Below are 16,021 nucleotides of genomic sequence, written 5' to 3'. Positions count from 1 at the left end.
ATCTGTCTATTATAACTTATTTTTTCTTGCAAAATCTTTTTATGATAAAAAATATCGTAATTTAACTACTGAAATGATTTTTAAATATGGCATACCGTGTAAGTTAAGTTCGAATTTTTCTCAAATTTCAAACTGTGATGAATAATCTGTTTATTTTTTAATAACTTTTTTGACGCTTTTTCGTATTTTTTGACTTAATGCTTTGATTTATATGTTATGTAAAAAAGAAACAATAAATCAAAATTTATACCACTTTTACAAATAATCAAGCTCTTTAAAAACTGAATAAAACACAAAAATTTCATTTAGCAGCATTTTAAAATTTTAATTCTCAGACGCATTCATTTTTGGTAGTATCTTAAAATTTATATCTTATAGCTTTTTTGAAAAAATATAACGGACTTTGATTTTTGAAATATGATTGTTAAGATTTTTTGCAGAAAATTGCTTTATTGGCGAGCAAGCACCGCTAATAAATTTTAAAATTTTGGTAAAATTTTACCTGTCTTTTCCAACCTCTATCTCATCAATATAATTATCAACAAATCTTTTAAAATTCATAAACAAAGCAATGTATGATCGGCACTATATTTCCGACACCACCTGCCAAAATTGAGTCATAGCCTGAATTATGCCAATAATTCCTTAGTCAAGAGTGATACTTTCTGCACGACTTTATATCTAAATTTTATATAAATTTATAAATTTTGCCGTTGTTATTTATTTATGGCTTAAATTTACCAGCAAAAAGGCAAATTTATGAAATATACACAAAGATACAAAGCGGGAATTTTACAAATAACAACTAAAAACTTTACAAAGGTGAAAAACCATTAAACTTGACTTTATGTTATTGTAGAGGCTTCTTTTATTTTAAGACAAAGTATAAAAGATGAAAAATAGAGTATTAAACCTGTCAAAAAAATAATAAAAGAAGCTTTGTCGTCACAATAAATTTAAAAAACGGTTTTTATCGATTCGTTTTATAGCATTCAAAATTTTAAAATGAATAATCAGTCTAGTTTAATTATGATTTTAATATTTTGAAATTTTATAAAAATGAAATTTAAAAATTTCGCTGAAATTTAATTTCGCGTAAAGCGCTTTGAAACTAAAAACGAAATTTTAACCTGTGAAAAATGCTTTAAAATTCAGCTGAATTTTTAAAATTTTATTTCATAAAAAACGCTATATTTTAAAGCATATATTTGAAAAATCAGATTGGCAAAACGCGAATATTGTTGCTTAAATTCTCTTGCAATACATTTTCTATCGCATAAAGCGTGCCTGTCGCTCCGCTTGAACAACCGCTGCAAGCTCCAAGATATCGAATATAAATGTCTGTTTTACCGTCGTCTGCATTTTTTATATCGACAATGTCCAAATTTCCGCCGTCAAACGCAAGCATAGGTCGAATTTCTTTATCAATAACATCTTCAACGGCCTTAAATTTTCCGATTATATTCAGTTCATCAAAGCTAAGATCTACCGATTTTTGTGCAGTTTTTGCATCAGCTACGGCTTTTAATTTTTCCTGCTCCATTTCAGCCCTTGTTTGTGCTAAAATATCAACCAGATAATAGTTTCTCTTTTCATGCCCGCCCGGTTTTATACAGCTTCCGCAAAATGCTCCGGCTTTTGTGTATTCAGTAATCTCTTCCACGGTTTTAAGATCATTTAAACGGATTACTTCTTTTATAGTACCAAGGCTTACTCTGGCACATTCGCATACTATAATTTCATCTTCAAAATGTGCAGGATCAATACCTCTATAATTAGCCGCGGCTTGCTTTATGACATCATAAGCCATGACAGAACAGTGCATTTTTTGAGGCGGAACTGCCGGGGTTTCCGGATTGTCACGCATAGCGCGTTCAACGTCCAAATTTGTGATTTTTACAGCCTCGTCAACCGTTTTTCCTATGCATAATTCGGCCATTGTATCACTACTTGCTATTGCAGTGCCACAGCCGAAGCTTTTAAATTTTGCATCGATTATCTTATCCGTTTTTTCATCTATCAGCCAATAAAGACGAACGGCATCTCCGCAACTTTCAGCGCCAAAATCAGCAACTATAAGTTTCGCACCTTTTGCTTTTGCCTCTTCTTCAGTGATTTCGCCCATATATCTCGGGTGATTCATTCTGTCTTGAACTTTTTGAGAGTATTCATCCCAAATTGAACCGTTTATTAAATTGTTTTTTGCCATTTTTTATCCTTTTTTATAATCCGCTTTTATAACCATCCGGTGCGTAAGCAAATGTACTTGAAATAGAACGAAGTCTGTTGATTGCCGATTTGATATGAGAAATTGCATAATCAATCTCAGCTTCCGTGTTAAAACGCGAAAGTGACAAACGAAGCGCCGTATGCGCCAACTCTTTATCCGCGCCGATTGCTTCCAGGATAGGATTGCTTTTAAGTGTAACACTGGCACAGGCCGAACCGGTGCTGGCTGCAATGCCTGCTTTATTCAAATCCCAAAGCATGGCTTCACCTTCAACACCTTTAATGGAAGCTAAAATTGTATTTGGAACGCGAAATTTTCTATCGCCGACAACGCCAACATCCGGAATTTCAAGCAGAGCATTTTCAAGTTTATCACGCAAACGTCTAATATGCGAGTTTTCAAAGTCTATAAATTTATCCGCAATTTCAATAGCTTTTCCCATAGCCACGATTCCTGCCACATTTAATGTGCCGCTTCTACGTCCTCCCATATGTTCGCCGCCGTGAAGCAAACTGGTAAGCGGAATACTGTCTTTTATAAAAAGCGCACCTACGCCCTTTGGCGCATGAAATTTATGCCCTGAAAAACTCATAAAATCCATATCTTCTTTTTGAACATTTACTTTTATTTTGCCAACCGCTTGCGTAGCGTCCGTGTGAAAAAGCGCTCCGTGAGCGTGAGCAATTTCGGCAGCTTCCCTGATAGGAAAAATCGTGCCCGTTTCATTATTTGCCCACATTATACTCACAAGTGCGGTTTTATCGTTAATTTTTTCTTTCAATTCGTCTAAATTTATATTTCCGTCCGTATTTACGCCAAGACGAATAATTTTTACACCAAGAGTTTCCAAAAAACTGCATGTTTCGCCAATCGCAGGGTGTTCAACCGATGTAGTAATGATATTATCTTTTTCACCGGTGATAATTTTATCAAAATAGATGCCTTTTAAAACCCAGTTATTACTCTCAGTCGCACAGCTTGTAACTATGATATCATCGCTATCTTTGGCATTTAGTGCAGTATATAGCTGATCCATAGCCTTACGGAGTGCCGGGTGAGTTTCGCTGCCAAAATCATGAAGTGAGTTCGGATTACCGAATTTCTCGTTCAAAAAAGGCAGCATAAGCTCTCTTGCTTCAGGGTCTATCATCGTTGTAGCGTTATTATCTAAATAAACTCTCATAACCATTCCTTAATTAGGATAATTTTTATCTCAAATATTAAAACTTTTGAATAAATAAAAGTTAAATTTTTTTAAAAAGCAAAATTCTTAGGTGAATTGATTAAGTCAAAAAACTCTTTTCTGGTATCGGCTCTTGTTATAAAACTTCCTCTTAAAGCCGAAGTTGTGGTAATGGAATTGATCTTTTCGACACCCCTCATTTCAACGCACATATGACGCGCTTCTACAACCACTCCGACACCCAAAGGATGCACAACTTCTTGAATCGCATTTGCGATTTGTTCCGTCATTTGCTCTTGGATTTGAAGTCTGCGCGCGAAAATATTTACCATACGCGGAATTTTACTAAGCCCGACAACTTTTTTATTCGGTATGTAAGCCACGTGAACGCGCCCTATAATCGGTAATAAATGGTGCTCGCAAAGACTATAAAACTCAATATTTTTCATAAGTACCATTTCGTTGTTTGTGCTGGAAAAAAGTGCGTCATTTAAGACATTTTTCGGTTCCATTCTATAGCCGCTTGTTAAAAATTCCAAAGATTTCGCAACGCGCTCAGGCGTTTTTACAAGTCCGTCGCGCTCAGGATTTTCACCGATTAATCTTAAAATTTCTTGCATATGTTTTTCAATTTCTATTTTTGATTGTTCGTCCATAATCTGCCCTTAAAAATTTAAAGGTTAGATTTTACAATATTTTAAGTAAAAGAAGCATAAAGGCTAAATTTAAAATTTCAGTAATATTTAAAAAAATTGCAGTTTTTGGTTGTTATTTATCGTGCCGTTATTTTGCAAGCTGTGATAATAAAAGAATTTCAGTTATATTTTGTCTAACTTAAAAATTTAAATTTTTACACAATTTTATTACATATTTTTATTTAAAAAATACCATTTTTTATATGCGAATAAAATGCGATTATTGCAGGTAAAATTTAAAGCGGCATTTGTAGAATCTTTAATAAAAACCGAAATTTTATTTTTTCTTTATTTGCTTTAAAATTGCTATATCCAACTCTTTATGTACAAGTAAAATATCGTTTTTTATTTTTATAAGCGGAGTTTTGCCGATATTTTTTATGATAATTTTTCTGGCTTTTATAATTTTTTTGTGAGATAATTTTTGCGCGCGCAAATATTCACCGATTGAAACCCAATCATCATCAGGGAAAATTTCAAGTGCTTCGTCTTTTGTTTTATCATTATCTGGCGTATGTTTTATGCCTAAAAGCGGCTTTTCAAAAAATGAAAGAAAATAGCTGAGTTTTTCATCTCGCTCTTTATACATTTGTTTGATTTCGTTTTTATTTGCAATTAAAATTTCCTCTTTTTGATGAAAAAGTTCGTCTTTTTGCTCATTTAAATCCGAAATTTGAGCCTTTAATTCGGCAATTTCCTGTAAAAGATAATCTATAAATCCATCACTGTTTGAAATTTTTTTGGTTTGTTTTGTTAGTATCGGCTCGTCGTCATCAAAAATGACAAATCTTACGCCGTCTTCATCTGTTGTTTTAAGCTTATTTCTACGAATTCGGTTATAAATCGCTTCTTTTGAGACACCGAGTTTTTTGGCAGCTTCAGCGACACTTAATTTTTGCATAACAAACCTTTAAAATTTTGTTATGTATTATACATAAAATGAAATAAAATATGAATAAAACTAACTAACAAAAGCTTGTTAGTTAGTTATTGGCTTAGAGTTTTGACTCGTAACGTCTTAACATATAAAGTCTTTTAAGCATTTTTTTACGTGCTGAAATTTTTTGTTTTTTGCGAATTTCAGTCATCGGTTCGAAAAATCTGCGCGCGCTAACTTCAGTAACAACGAGATTTCTATCAGTTTGCTTTTTAAAACGTCTATACGCTTCGTCAAATGACTCATTTGGATAAACCTTTATACCAGGCATCCAAATCACCACCTTTCAATAAAAATAAGCTTCAATTTTATCCAAAAAATAATTTTTAGTCAAATTACTTTTTTTTGATGGAATTTTTTGCGGCGTTAAATGCGCGAGTGCCAAGTTCTTTGGCTTTTTCGCTTATATTTTTTACTTTGCCGCTAAGATTTTGGCTTGCGATTTTTTCCAATTCGCTGATTTCTTTTTTTATATTTGAAATTTTTTCGTCAATTTCTAAATTTTGAGCGATTTGTGAACTTTTTTGGCTGATTTCTTGCCTGATTTCATCAAATTTCGCGCTTATATTTTTGCTCAAATCTTCCAAATTAAGTTCATCGATTTTTTGTGATATTGCTGCGCTGAAATCGCTGCTTACACGTTTAAATTTTGCTAAAAAGCTGTCATAGTCATTTTGTAAAATTTCATTTATTACACTTTTTGCAGGATCGTTTACGTGAGCACCGAACGATCTTAGAAGCGATATAAAATCACTTTCAAGAGTATCAAGTTCAGCTTTATTTTTATTAAAATTTTCTATTATCTCATCGGGAGCAAATTTCAAATCGTTTTGAAATTTTTCAATACATTTGGCAATGGCATCATTAGCGCCTTTTATAGCGCCATTTACAAGTTCATCAGCAAAAATTTTACTTTCATTTGCAATTGAAATTGCAGATTTCATAATCACTTTGCAAATTCCTAATATTCTAACTTTATTAAACTCACCTTCCAAAATCGCATGATATACAAGATTTTTTGAAATTTCATAGCTTGTTTCAAGCACATCTTCGGCATTTTCAATAGCCGAAACAAAGGCGCTTTCGCTTACTTCTTTTAAAATTCCTTTCATTTCAAGTTCATCAATAAAAATATCATTTATGAAGTTCAGAATTTCATCTTTTTTTGATAAATCGGTATTTTTTATACTGTTTTCAATACTTTTAAAACTTTTTGCGCTTATCTCTTTTATCTCATCTTTTTGTGCGCCGATTTGTTTTTTAAGTTTTTCAAATTCATATAAAAGCTTAAAAAGATAATGTTCTTCGTCGGAAATTAACGCATTTTTTATACTTTTCAATGTAATTTCAAGCGTTTGCTTATCCAAAATTTCCAGTTTATCCAAATCTTTTAAAAACTCATTTGCAAGTTCTGCGCTTTTTTGTGTTTTATCGTCCGTATTTTTAAATTCGTCTACACAAATTTCAAAAACCGAATCTTTTATTTTTTTGTTTAATTTTTCTTTATCAAAAACAAGTTCGCAAATTTCATTATAAAATCTTTGCATACAATCTCCTTATAATACAATTTTACTGATTTTAGCCAAAAGTTCGAAAATGGCGTTTTTATGCTTTTCATCACGAACAAAAACACGAATTTTAAAGCTTATAAACTTTCCGCCTTTGCTGAATTTTGAAAATTCTATCTTAAAATTTTCATTTTTCAACAAATTTTCAATTTTTTCTTTGGCGCTAACTTCGTTTTGTAAAACAGCTTTGTATTCCCATAATAACGGATATTCAATTGTTGCTTTCTCACAACTAGCACCTGAAATATTCGCCACTTTTACCTCCGCTTTTACTTTCAAGTTGGATTTCACTTATTTGCATACCTTTATCCACAGCTTTTATCATATCATAAATCGTAAGAAGTCCGATGCTAACTCCTGTTAGCGCTTCCATTTCAACACCTGTTTTATCTTTTATTTTTACACTTACAAATAATTTAAAAGCAGGAATTTCAGGAAGTTCTTCAATTTCGGTTTTTACGCTTGTTATACTTAAAGGATGTGTCAAAGGAATAAGTTCGCTTGTTTTTTTTGCGCCCATAATTGCAGCAATTATTGCAGTTTGTAAAACCGGGCCTTTCTTCGCGGTGCCTGATTTGATAATGTCATACGCTTCACGGCTCATCTTTATAATTCCGCTTGCAACGGCTTTTCGTTCGGTTTCATTTTTTGCGCTTACGTCAACCATTTTAGGATTATTATTTTCATCGATATGTGTCAGCATTTTTTTTCCTTGAAATTTAAAGCATAAAAAAAAGCTTGGACGTTTTCACGCCCAAGCTTTACAAAAAGGAGGTTTTTATCTTGTCGGACAACAAAATGATACACCTCAACTTTTAACAAATTTTAAATTAAATTTAAACTTTAAAATTAAAATTTAAACATAATAAATTTTACAAGATTGCTACTTTGAAAAAATAGCAAACTTCTATTTTTTATGATATAAAAAAGATAAAATTCACTCATTTTTGAAAAACCGATTTAATTTTAGCAAAAATTTCAAAAATTTAGCCTAAAAATGTATAATTTGTCAAAGGATTTTTTATGAAATATCTGTTTTTTATATTGTTATTTTTTTTAAGCGGTTGCGATGAAAAAATAGCTTCAAATAATAATTTACCGCCTTTGCCTTGCGATTTAAACTCACAAATTTGTGAAAATTCGGGGCTTAGTTTTGAAATTTTGCCACGCCCTGCCGTAGCTATGCAAAAACATAAAATTTTGATTAAAAATTTAAAAGATTTGAAAGATCCGAAAATAATTTTTACAGGCATAAATATGTATATGGGCGAAATTTCAGCACCGCTTAAAAAAGATGCGAACGGAACTTACAGCGCAACATTTATGCTCAGTTCGTGTATTTTAAGCATCATGAGATACCACGCCGAAATTTATGACGGCGAAAAGCCCACAGGTAAATTTATAGAATTTGATGTAAAAAAGCAATCAGATGTTTAAATCCTTTTTCGCTTCCAAGAAGTGGGCTTTATGGGCTTATGGCGGAGCTTTGTTTATAATTTTACTGCTTGTTTATCAAACGCATTTAAATGTTCGAATAAATGAATGGTATCAGGAATTTTACGATATTATGCAAAATGTAAAAGATCACAATGTAAGTGAATTTTGGCATTATATAATGCTTTTTTTGCAAATCGCAATGCCTTATGTTGTTACTTATATGGTTGTTGCATTTTTTGCAAGTCACTGGGTTTTTCGTTGGAGAAAAGCCATTACATTCAGTTATCTCGGTTTTTGGCGTAATTGCAAAAACGATATAGAAGGAAGTTCTCAACGTATTCAGGAAGATATTTACAGATTCGGTAAGATTATGGAAGATCTTGGCGTAAAAGTTCTAAGAGCCGTTATGACATTAATCGCGTTTGTGCCTGTTTTGTGGATTTTAAGCGAAAAAATGACACTTCCGTATTTAAAAGACATTCCTGGTTCTCTTGTTTGGACGGCACTTGGAATTAGCCTTGGAGGTCTTGTTATTTCGTGGTTTGTAGGAATTAAACTTCCACACCTTGAATACAATAATCAAAAAGTCGAAGCCGCATTTAGAAAAGAGCTTGTATTAGCGGAAAACAATAAAGCGAATTTCGGTCGCCCTGAAACTGTAATGGAGCTTTTCACGGGACTTAAATTTAACTATTACAGATTGTTTTTGCATTACGGATATTTTAATATTTGGCTTATATCATTTTCACAATTTCTCGTAATAGTTCCGTATATGCTTATGGGAAACGGACTGTTTACAGACGTTATCACACTTGGAGTTTTGGTTCAGGTTTCAAATGCCTTTTCGCAAGTAAGAGAAAGTTTCAGTGTATTTATAGAAAACTGGACTACTATTACAGAACTGCGCTCAATCTTTAAAAGACTTGATGAATTTGAAATAAATATAGGCTATAAAAATAAAACTTAAAATTTTACAAAGAAACTTTAAAAAATATTTTGTAAACAATTATAAACGAAATTTCAAAAAAAACGCCGATTTTTATAAAAAATATTTGTAAAATTTTATTAAAATCCGCCTGCGTTTAATAAACAAACATTATGATTTTTATAAAATTTTAAATTTATGAAATAAATTTTTCCTTTCGTAAACGCAAAATTTCGAAAACATTTATAATTTATAAAAAATTCGGTTGTATTTTTATCAGCTTAAATTTAAAATTTCAAAGGTTAAATATGATTTATCAATCTTTATTTACGATTTTTATTCTGCTTGCAGGTGGCTATATTTCCAAATTGATAAAAGTTTTAAAACAAAAACAAAGCCGCTCTTTATTTGATTTCGTTGTAGTTTTCGCATTGCCTTGTCTGATTTTTGATAAAATTTATCATTTGAATTTTAATTTTTCGCTTATCTTGCTTATTTTTGCAGGTTTTATTTCTACATCTTTGGCTGGAATTATAAGCGTAATTATCGGCAGAGTTTTTAAATTTTCAAAACCTACAATTCTTTCAATGTTTGTTTTAAGTGCTTTTGGAAATACATTATTCGTAGGAATGCCTGTAGTTTCAAATGTTTTCGGAGAGGAGTTTGTAGGCGAAGTTATTATGTATGATTCTCTTGCCGGCGCCATTCCTATTTCGATATTGGTTCCGCTTATTTTAGCTATGAATAACGGTGAAAAAGTTACGATTGTAAAAAATATCAAAACGATAATTTATTTCCCTCCTTTTATCGGACTTGTGCTTGGTCTGGCATTAAAAGGTTTTGAAATACCTGAGTTTGTTTTTGCGCCTATTAGAATGTTTGGCGGTTCCGCTACGCCCGTTGCACTTTTTGCGATTGGACTTAGCCTTGGCTTTAACGCAATTAAAAGTTCTTACAAAAGCACTGTTATTGTATTATTTATGAAGATGATTTTAGCTCCTGCAATCTTTATACTGATACTGCAATGCTTCGGCGCTGCATTTGATAAATCAACGCTAATAGCCGTTTTAGAATCATCTATGCCGACTGCAACAATTGTTTGCGTTATGGTTATGAAAGCGAAACTTGATTCAAATTTGGCCGCAAGCTCCGTAGCGTTCGGTTTGGTTTTAAGCGTAATAACATTGCCTATTTTATTGAATATCTTGACCGGACTTAGCACATTTTAAGCTTAATTGAATTTTTATTTTTAAAATTTCTGTTTATGAAGTTTTAATTATAAAATTTGTTTAAAATTTCAGCTTTTATAAAAAATATTTAAAAGCGTCTTTGTACATAAACGCATGATAAAAATAAAAATTTTAATTCTGATTTCACGCTCTCATTGAAATTTTTATATTTAAACAATAATGCTCTGTTTGACATTATATTATGCTATTTTTTAAGCCCTAAACTATGATATTTGGATTAAATACTTTTAAAATTTATTCAAAAATTAAAATTTTAAGCTACAATTTGATTTAAAAAATTGATAAAGGCATAAAATGAGAAAAATTTCTTTTTTAATTGCGGCTCTTGCAGTATTTTTATTTAGCGGTTGCGCCAGCACAACAAAAGGTGGTGCTATAGGTGCTGATAGATCTCAGTTTATGATAGTCAGCGAACAAACTATGGATGAAAATGCGAAACTGGCTTATCAGCAAACAATAAATAAAGCAAAATCCGTACATGCATTAAATACAAATCCGTCTCAAACAAAACAGGTTCGTGAAATTTCAAAAAATCTCATAAAACAAGTAGGATTTTTCCGTGAAGATGCGATAAATTGGGATTGGCAAATAAATGTCATAAAAAGTGACGAAGTAAATGCATGGTGTATGCCGGGAGGCAAAATTGCAGTTTTTACAGGGCTTTTAAATACTATAAAACCTACAAATGCCGAACTTGCAGCAGTTATAGGACATGAAATAGCTCACGCTCTACGCGAACATAGTCGCGAAAGAGCTTCAACCGAAAGTACAAAAAATCTTGGAATTTCAGTTTTGGCCGCTGCGGTAGGACTTAATGATACGGCGACAGGACTTGTAAATATGGCTTCTCAATACACTTTTTCTTTACCGTTTTCAAGAAAACATGAATCGGAAGCTGACATCATCGGTCTTGAGCTTATGGCGCACGCAGGATATAATCCGAATGCAGCTTTAAATCTTTGGAAAAAAATGTCGAAGCTGAATGTCGGTAAAAAACCGGCGGAATTTTTTTCTACTCACCCAAGCGATGAAAATCGTATAGAAAGTTTGCAAAAAATGCTTCCAAAAGTTATGCCGATTTATGAAGCATCTAAAAAGCAAAAATAAATTTTAAACAGGAATTTTAAAATTCCTGTTTATTAAAAAACTAAAATATAACAAAAATTTACAAAGAATTTAATTGTTCAATGCTATTTTCAAGTAAAATATACTTTATTTATCATGAATAAAAATATATGACGCAAGAAATTTATAAAATTTCTTGCAATATTTTTTCTACCGTTTCGCGAGGATTAAAAGATTTATAAATAGGGCGACCGACAACGATAAAATCACTTAAATTTTGTTTCGCCATAACGATATTTGCGACTCTTTTCTGATCATCAGAGTTCCCTTTAAAAGGTCTAATTCCAGGAGTTAAAGTTATAAAATCAGTTCCGCACTCTTTTTTTATTGCCAAGCTTTCAAAAACGGAACAAACCATTCCGTCAAGTCCTGCATTTTTAGCGTTTTGGCTCATTTTAAGTACCGCTTCATCTATGTTTTGATTGTAAACTTCGTAGAATTCGTCATCGCTAAAACTTGTAAGAGCGGAAACCGCAAGTACCAATGGTTTTTCACGCAAATTTGCCAACCTGTTCATAACTTCGCTCATGGCTCGTAAACCGCTGCTAGCATGCAAATTTATCATATCTGCACCTATATTCGATATCACTTCGGCTGCATCTGCCATTGTATTTGGAATATCGTAAATTTTAAGATCAACAAAAATTTTAAAATCATCTATTTTTTTAAGTTCGTTTAAAAAATTCGCTCCATCTCTAAGATATGAGCGAAGCCCTACTTTTAGCCAAATATCAAGCCCTTTTAACGCGCGAGCAATAGCTAAATTTTCATCCCTACTAGCTAAATCCAATGCTACACAAAGCTTCATTTTACTTTTCCGATTCTATCCAATACACCGTTTATAAATTTTGGCGAACTTTCACCGGCCAACTCTTTTGCAAGCTCAATCGCTTCATTTATGATAATTGCCTTATCAATTGCTTCATACATAATTTCATATGCGCCAAGACGCAAAATAGCACGCTCAACTGTGCCTATTTGTGAAATTTTATACTCATTGAGATATTTATCAAGCTCATTGTCTATTTGATTTACATTTTTGCAAACGCCGTTAAAAAGTTTATCTGCAAATTTTCTTTGATCGTTTCGTATTCTTTTTTCTTCCAGATATTCGCTTACGAAATCATTCATCTCGCTGCCCATTTCTTTTGCATAAAGCAGTGAAACTACAGCATTTCTAACTTGATGACGGGTCGCCATTTTAAGCCTTTAAATTTTTATATAAATTAAGCATCTCGATAACGCTTGACATTGCTTCAAAACCTTTATTTCCGGCTTTACTTCCGGCTCTTTCAATTGCCTGCTCGATATTTTCAGTCGTAAGAACGCCAAAACTTACAGGAATACCGTATTTTAGTGTAGTTTGGGCTATGCCTTTTGCAGTTTCCGCTGCTACATAATCAAAATGAGGAGTACTTCCGCGAATTATAGCCCCAACACAGCAAATTGCGTCAAATTTTGAACTTTTTATCGCCAAATCAAGTGCAAAAGGAATTTCATAAGCTCCCGGAACCAAAATCAAACTCAGATTTTTTTCATCTCCGCCATGTCTCATAAATGCATCTTTTGCACCTTCAACAAGACGATCTGTTATTATATGATTAAATCTTGCATTTATTATTGCAATTTTTTCTTTTCCGGTTAAAGTAAGTTTTCCTTCAATTGTATTCATTTTTTATCCCTTTTTTTGGTTTATTTCCTACTGCTTTTGCTACGAAATATCCGACAACTCCTGAAATTATAGAGCCAAGCAAAATAGCAAGCTTATCTGTATGATGATAAAGATCACTTCCGCCATAACTTAAATTATCCACAAATAATGCCATAGTAAAGCCGATTCCGCAAATTATGGCGACAGCATACAACTGTTTAAAATTTGCGCGATCCGGCATACCTACAATATTCATTTTTATAAGAAACCAACTGAATGTAAAAATACCGAGTTGTTTACCTAAAAATAGCCCAAGCATAACTCCTAACGGAACAGGACCGAAAAGGTAAGAAATTTGCATACCGCGCATATCCACACCTGCATTCGCAAATGCAAACAGCGGCAAAACCACATAATTTACAAAATATCCTAGCGAGCTTTCCATCTCTTTAAGCATTGAATTGCCGCGACTTGTATTTATAGGTATACAAAATCCTGCTGCAACACCGGCAATTGTCGCGTGTATACCTGAGTGTAAAACAAAAATCCACAGCAAAATACTCATAATTACAAATGGAATTTTTTGCGGAATTTTTAATTTACACATTACTAAAAGTACTAAAAAGCAGACAAATGCAAGCCCTAAATATGTAAAATTTAACGCAGTCGAATAAAATAAAGCGATAATAACGATGGCACATAAATCATCCATTATCGCAAGTGTAAGTACAAAAATTTTAAGACTGGTAGGAATTCTACGTCCTAAAAGCGCCATAACACCGACCGCAAAAGCGATATCAGTAGCCGTTGGAATCGCCCAGCCGCGAAGCGCATGAGAATCTGAAAAATTTATAACGGCAAAAATAACAGCAGGAAATATAACTCCGCCAATAGCAGCAAAACTCGGTAAAAAAACTTGTGAAAAATGGCGAAGTTGACCTTCTATACGCTCTCTTTTAAGTTCCAGGCCGATAGAAAAGAAAAATATCGCCATTAAAGCGTCATTTACCCAAAATTCAAGCGGTTTGTCAAGCTTATAATCACTAACTCCTATTACAATTGGAAGTTCTAAAAAATGTCTGTAAATATCGTGCAAAAAACCTACATTTGAAAAAATCAGTGCAAATACAGCAGCTGCAAGCAAAAAAATACCTGCCGTACTTTCGTTATCTAAAATTTTTTTAATTGAAATACGCAAAATTTTGTCCTTTTAAAGTTAATTCGGTATTTTATGATAAAAAATATAAATTTTCAATTGAAATTTAAAAAATATTCAAAATTTTACATTTTAAAAGGCATAATAAGCATCGCGTAAAGTATTACAAACATCAAAACGGTAGGAATTTCATTTAAAGCGCGAAAATATTTACCGCTTTTTTTACATTCATCTTTTTCAAATTTTTTAAGATAATAAAAAAGCCAAAAATGATAAGCTATCATAAGTGCACCGGCTGTCATTTTAAGATGAAAATATCCTTCTTTTAAAAGCCCCGGTTTTGCTATTATAAGCATAATCGCGCTAAAAATGGTTAATCCCATGGCAATCCAGCCGATTGCGTGAAAAAGCATTTTTTCCATATATTTTACGCGAATTACGAAATCTTTATTGTCAATATTTTCGGCGTGATAAACATAAAGGCGAGGAAGGTAAAAAAGCACCGCCATCCACGAAATAAAAGCCGCAAAATGCAAAAATTTAAACCATAAATATGCATCAACACTCATAAATTTTTCTCCTTAATAAATTTAATAAAATTTTAACTTGCTTTGCGTGTTTTGCTACGCAATTTGATGTTTATAAGCTCCACACCAAGCGAAAATGCCATTGAAAAATATATATAACCTTTCGGTATGTGAAACTTAAATCCGTCGCCTATTAGCGAAACACCGACCAATATCAAAAATGAAAGCGCCAGAATTTTTATAGTCGGATTTTCATCTACAAATTTAGCTATCACACCGCTTGCAAACATCATTATAATTACAGCTACAACAACCGCTAAAATCATTACCGGCAAATGCTCGGCCATACCGACAGCTGTAATTACACTATCAAGCGAAAAAACGATATCTAAAATGGCAATTTGAATAAGTGTGACAAAAAAACTATGAGTTTTTGCATTTATTTTGTTTTCTTCGCCTACAATATCTCCGTGAATTTCACTTGTAGATTTAGCCAACAAAAAAAGCCCGCCTGTTATAAGCACTAAATCACGTCCGCTGAATGTTTGTGAAAATACGGAAAACAAAGGTTTTGTAAGACTCATAATCCAAACTATACTTAAAAGCAATAAAATTCTGGTAATCATAGCAAGACCAAGACCGAGCACGCGCGCTTTGGCTCTTTGTTGCACAGGTAATTTTCCGCATAAAATCGCAATAAATATGATATTATCAATTCCTAAAACGATTTCCAAACCGGTAAGCGTAGCCAGACTAATCCACGCTTCAGGCGAATACATCCACTCAAACATTTTTAACCTTTTTAAAATTCCGCATTTATTGTAGCATAAAATTTTTTATTTTTTTGAATACAAAACTAAAAATTTAACACGCGCGATTTTAAAATTTTATATATCGCTTTTGTTTGAATGACAGGTGATAAACGATTAAAGCAAAGCGATTTTTTGAAATTTTTATAAATTTGTAAATGTAAATTTTTGCTTTCGTTTGCCAAAAGATACATTTTTAAGAAGGTATTTAATAAAAAACATAGAAGATTGAAGAGTTGTAAAAACAAGTAATAAAAAACTTTTTTGGCAAGTTTGACAAGAAAATTTAAAAATATAAAAAGTCTTATTCAAGTAATCAAAAATAAAAAATTTTAAAATCATATACATTGAAATAAATTGAATATAAAATTGATAACAAAAACAAAATCTAAAATTTTACACACCGATAGTGCATTTTTAAAAATTTATTTAAAAAAGTTGCGATTAAGAATTAAAGTATGAAGTACAAAAACTGTTTATTCCGTTTAGCTGAATTTTAACATAACTGAAATTTAACGGATTTAAAAA

General features: G+C 32.2%; 18 protein-coding genes. 4 read left to right on the top strand and 14 right to left on the bottom strand.

The annotated features are described in order from the left end of the window. Positions 1–1,216: 1,216 nt before the first annotated feature. The 8 genes from CHAB381_RS00235 to moaC all read right to left on the bottom strand — a co-directional run bounded on the left by CHAB381_RS00235 (position 1,217) and on the right by moaC (position 7,316). On the bottom strand, positions 1,217–2,209 hold the full coding sequence (locus CHAB381_RS00235; protein WP_011991512.1) for an iron-sulfur cluster assembly scaffold protein NifU: 993 nt from the start codon (positions 2,207–2,209) through the stop codon (positions 1,217–1,219). A 13-nt stretch (positions 2,210–2,222) separates the two neighbouring features. Continuing rightward, on the bottom strand, positions 2,223–3,413 hold the full coding sequence (locus tag CHAB381_RS00230) for a NifS family cysteine desulfurase (protein WP_011991511.1): 1,191 nt from the start codon (positions 3,411–3,413) through the stop codon (positions 2,223–2,225). A gap of 71 nt (positions 3,414–3,484) precedes the next feature. Then, positions 3,485–4,033, bottom strand: a complete 549-nt coding sequence (gene folE / locus CHAB381_RS00225) for a GTP cyclohydrolase I FolE (protein ID WP_408610325.1) — start codon at positions 4,031–4,033, stop codon at positions 3,485–3,487. Between the two features lie 352 nt (positions 4,034–4,385). Continuing rightward, positions 4,386–5,009 (bottom strand): helix-turn-helix domain-containing protein, encoded by a 624-nt coding sequence (locus tag CHAB381_RS00220; RefSeq protein WP_011991509.1) that lies wholly within the window; start codon positions 5,007–5,009, stop codon positions 4,386–4,388. Between the two features lie 94 nt (positions 5,010–5,103). Next, the gene (gene rpsU / locus CHAB381_RS00215) at positions 5,104–5,316 is read right to left on the bottom strand and encodes a 30S ribosomal protein S21 (RefSeq protein ID WP_011991508.1); all 213 of its coding nucleotides are present in this window, start codon (positions 5,314–5,316) and stop codon (positions 5,104–5,106) included. Between the two features lie 64 nt (positions 5,317–5,380). Further along, complete coding sequence (locus CHAB381_RS00210; protein ID WP_011991507.1) at positions 5,381–6,592, bottom strand: hypothetical protein; 1,212 nt, start codon at positions 6,590–6,592, stop codon at positions 5,381–5,383. A 9-nt stretch (positions 6,593–6,601) separates the two neighbouring features. After that, a complete protein-coding gene (locus tag CHAB381_RS00205; RefSeq protein ID WP_011991506.1) occupies positions 6,602–6,868 on the bottom strand; it encodes an HP0495 family protein in 267 nt (88 codons plus the stop codon). Continuing rightward, on the bottom strand, positions 6,846–7,316 hold the full coding sequence (gene moaC / locus CHAB381_RS00200; protein ID WP_011991505.1) for a cyclic pyranopterin monophosphate synthase MoaC: 471 nt from the start codon (positions 7,314–7,316) through the stop codon (positions 6,846–6,848). Before moaC ends, CHAB381_RS00205 begins: the two co-directional genes overlap by 23 nt. A 320-nt stretch (positions 7,317–7,636) precedes the next feature. On the opposite strand from moaC, the gene CHAB381_RS00195 reads away from it, so the two are divergent. The 4 genes from CHAB381_RS00195 to CHAB381_RS00180 all read left to right on the top strand — a co-directional run bounded on the left by CHAB381_RS00195 (position 7,637) and on the right by CHAB381_RS00180 (position 11,332). Then, complete coding sequence (locus CHAB381_RS00195) at positions 7,637–8,050, top strand: hypothetical protein (RefSeq protein ID WP_011991504.1); 414 nt, start codon at positions 7,637–7,639, stop codon at positions 8,048–8,050. Continuing rightward, entirely contained in the window at positions 8,043–9,017 is a 975-nt protein-coding gene (locus CHAB381_RS00190) for a putative transporter (protein WP_011991503.1), read from the top strand. The genes CHAB381_RS00195 and CHAB381_RS00190 overlap by 8 nt, the downstream gene beginning before the upstream one ends. A 266-nt stretch (positions 9,018–9,283) precedes the next feature. Further along, on the top strand, positions 9,284–10,204 hold the full coding sequence (locus tag CHAB381_RS00185) for an AEC family transporter (protein WP_011991502.1): 921 nt from the start codon (positions 9,284–9,286) through the stop codon (positions 10,202–10,204). A 315-nt stretch (positions 10,205–10,519) separates the two neighbouring features. Continuing rightward, entirely contained in the window at positions 10,520–11,332 is an 813-nt protein-coding gene (locus CHAB381_RS00180; RefSeq protein WP_011991501.1) for a M48 family metallopeptidase, read from the top strand. A gap of 142 nt (positions 11,333–11,474) precedes the next feature. Here CHAB381_RS00180 and pyrF read toward each other — a convergent pair whose 3' ends face one another. From pyrF to CHAB381_RS00150, 6 genes are all read right to left on the bottom strand, one after another. Continuing rightward, on the bottom strand, positions 11,475–12,158 hold the full coding sequence (gene pyrF / locus CHAB381_RS00175; protein WP_011991500.1) for an orotidine-5'-phosphate decarboxylase: 684 nt from the start codon (positions 12,156–12,158) through the stop codon (positions 11,475–11,477). After that, complete coding sequence (nusB, locus tag CHAB381_RS00170) at positions 12,155–12,550, bottom strand: transcription antitermination factor NusB (RefSeq protein WP_011991499.1); 396 nt, start codon at positions 12,548–12,550, stop codon at positions 12,155–12,157. Before nusB ends, pyrF begins: the two co-directional genes overlap by 4 nt. A gap of 1 nt (position 12,551) precedes the next feature. Next, complete coding sequence (gene ribH, locus CHAB381_RS00165) at positions 12,552–13,022, bottom strand: 6,7-dimethyl-8-ribityllumazine synthase (protein WP_011991498.1); 471 nt, start codon at positions 13,020–13,022, stop codon at positions 12,552–12,554. Beyond that, positions 13,009–14,199 carry a Na+/H+ antiporter NhaA gene (gene nhaA, locus CHAB381_RS00160; RefSeq protein ID WP_011991497.1) on the bottom strand — a complete coding sequence of 397 codons (1,191 nt, stop codon included), beginning with the start codon at positions 14,197–14,199 and terminating at the stop codon, positions 13,009–13,011. The genes ribH and nhaA overlap by 14 nt, the downstream gene beginning before the upstream one ends. 83 nt (positions 14,200–14,282) lie before the next feature. Next, positions 14,283–14,726, bottom strand: a complete 444-nt coding sequence (hemJ, locus tag CHAB381_RS00155) for a protoporphyrinogen oxidase HemJ (RefSeq protein WP_011991496.1) — start codon at positions 14,724–14,726, stop codon at positions 14,283–14,285. Between the two features lie 32 nt (positions 14,727–14,758). Next, entirely contained in the window at positions 14,759–15,475 is a 717-nt protein-coding gene (locus CHAB381_RS00150; RefSeq protein WP_011991495.1) for a TerC family protein, read from the bottom strand. Positions 15,476–16,021: the final 546 nt, after the last annotated feature.

The sequence above is a fragment of the Campylobacter hominis ATCC BAA-381 genome (assembly GCF_000017585.1).
In the GTDB taxonomy this organism is placed as follows: domain Bacteria; phylum Campylobacterota; class Campylobacteria; order Campylobacterales; family Campylobacteraceae; genus Campylobacter_B; species Campylobacter_B hominis.
Note: the sequence above shows the minus strand (reverse complement) of the source record. Positions and strands in the feature narration are given on the sequence as shown.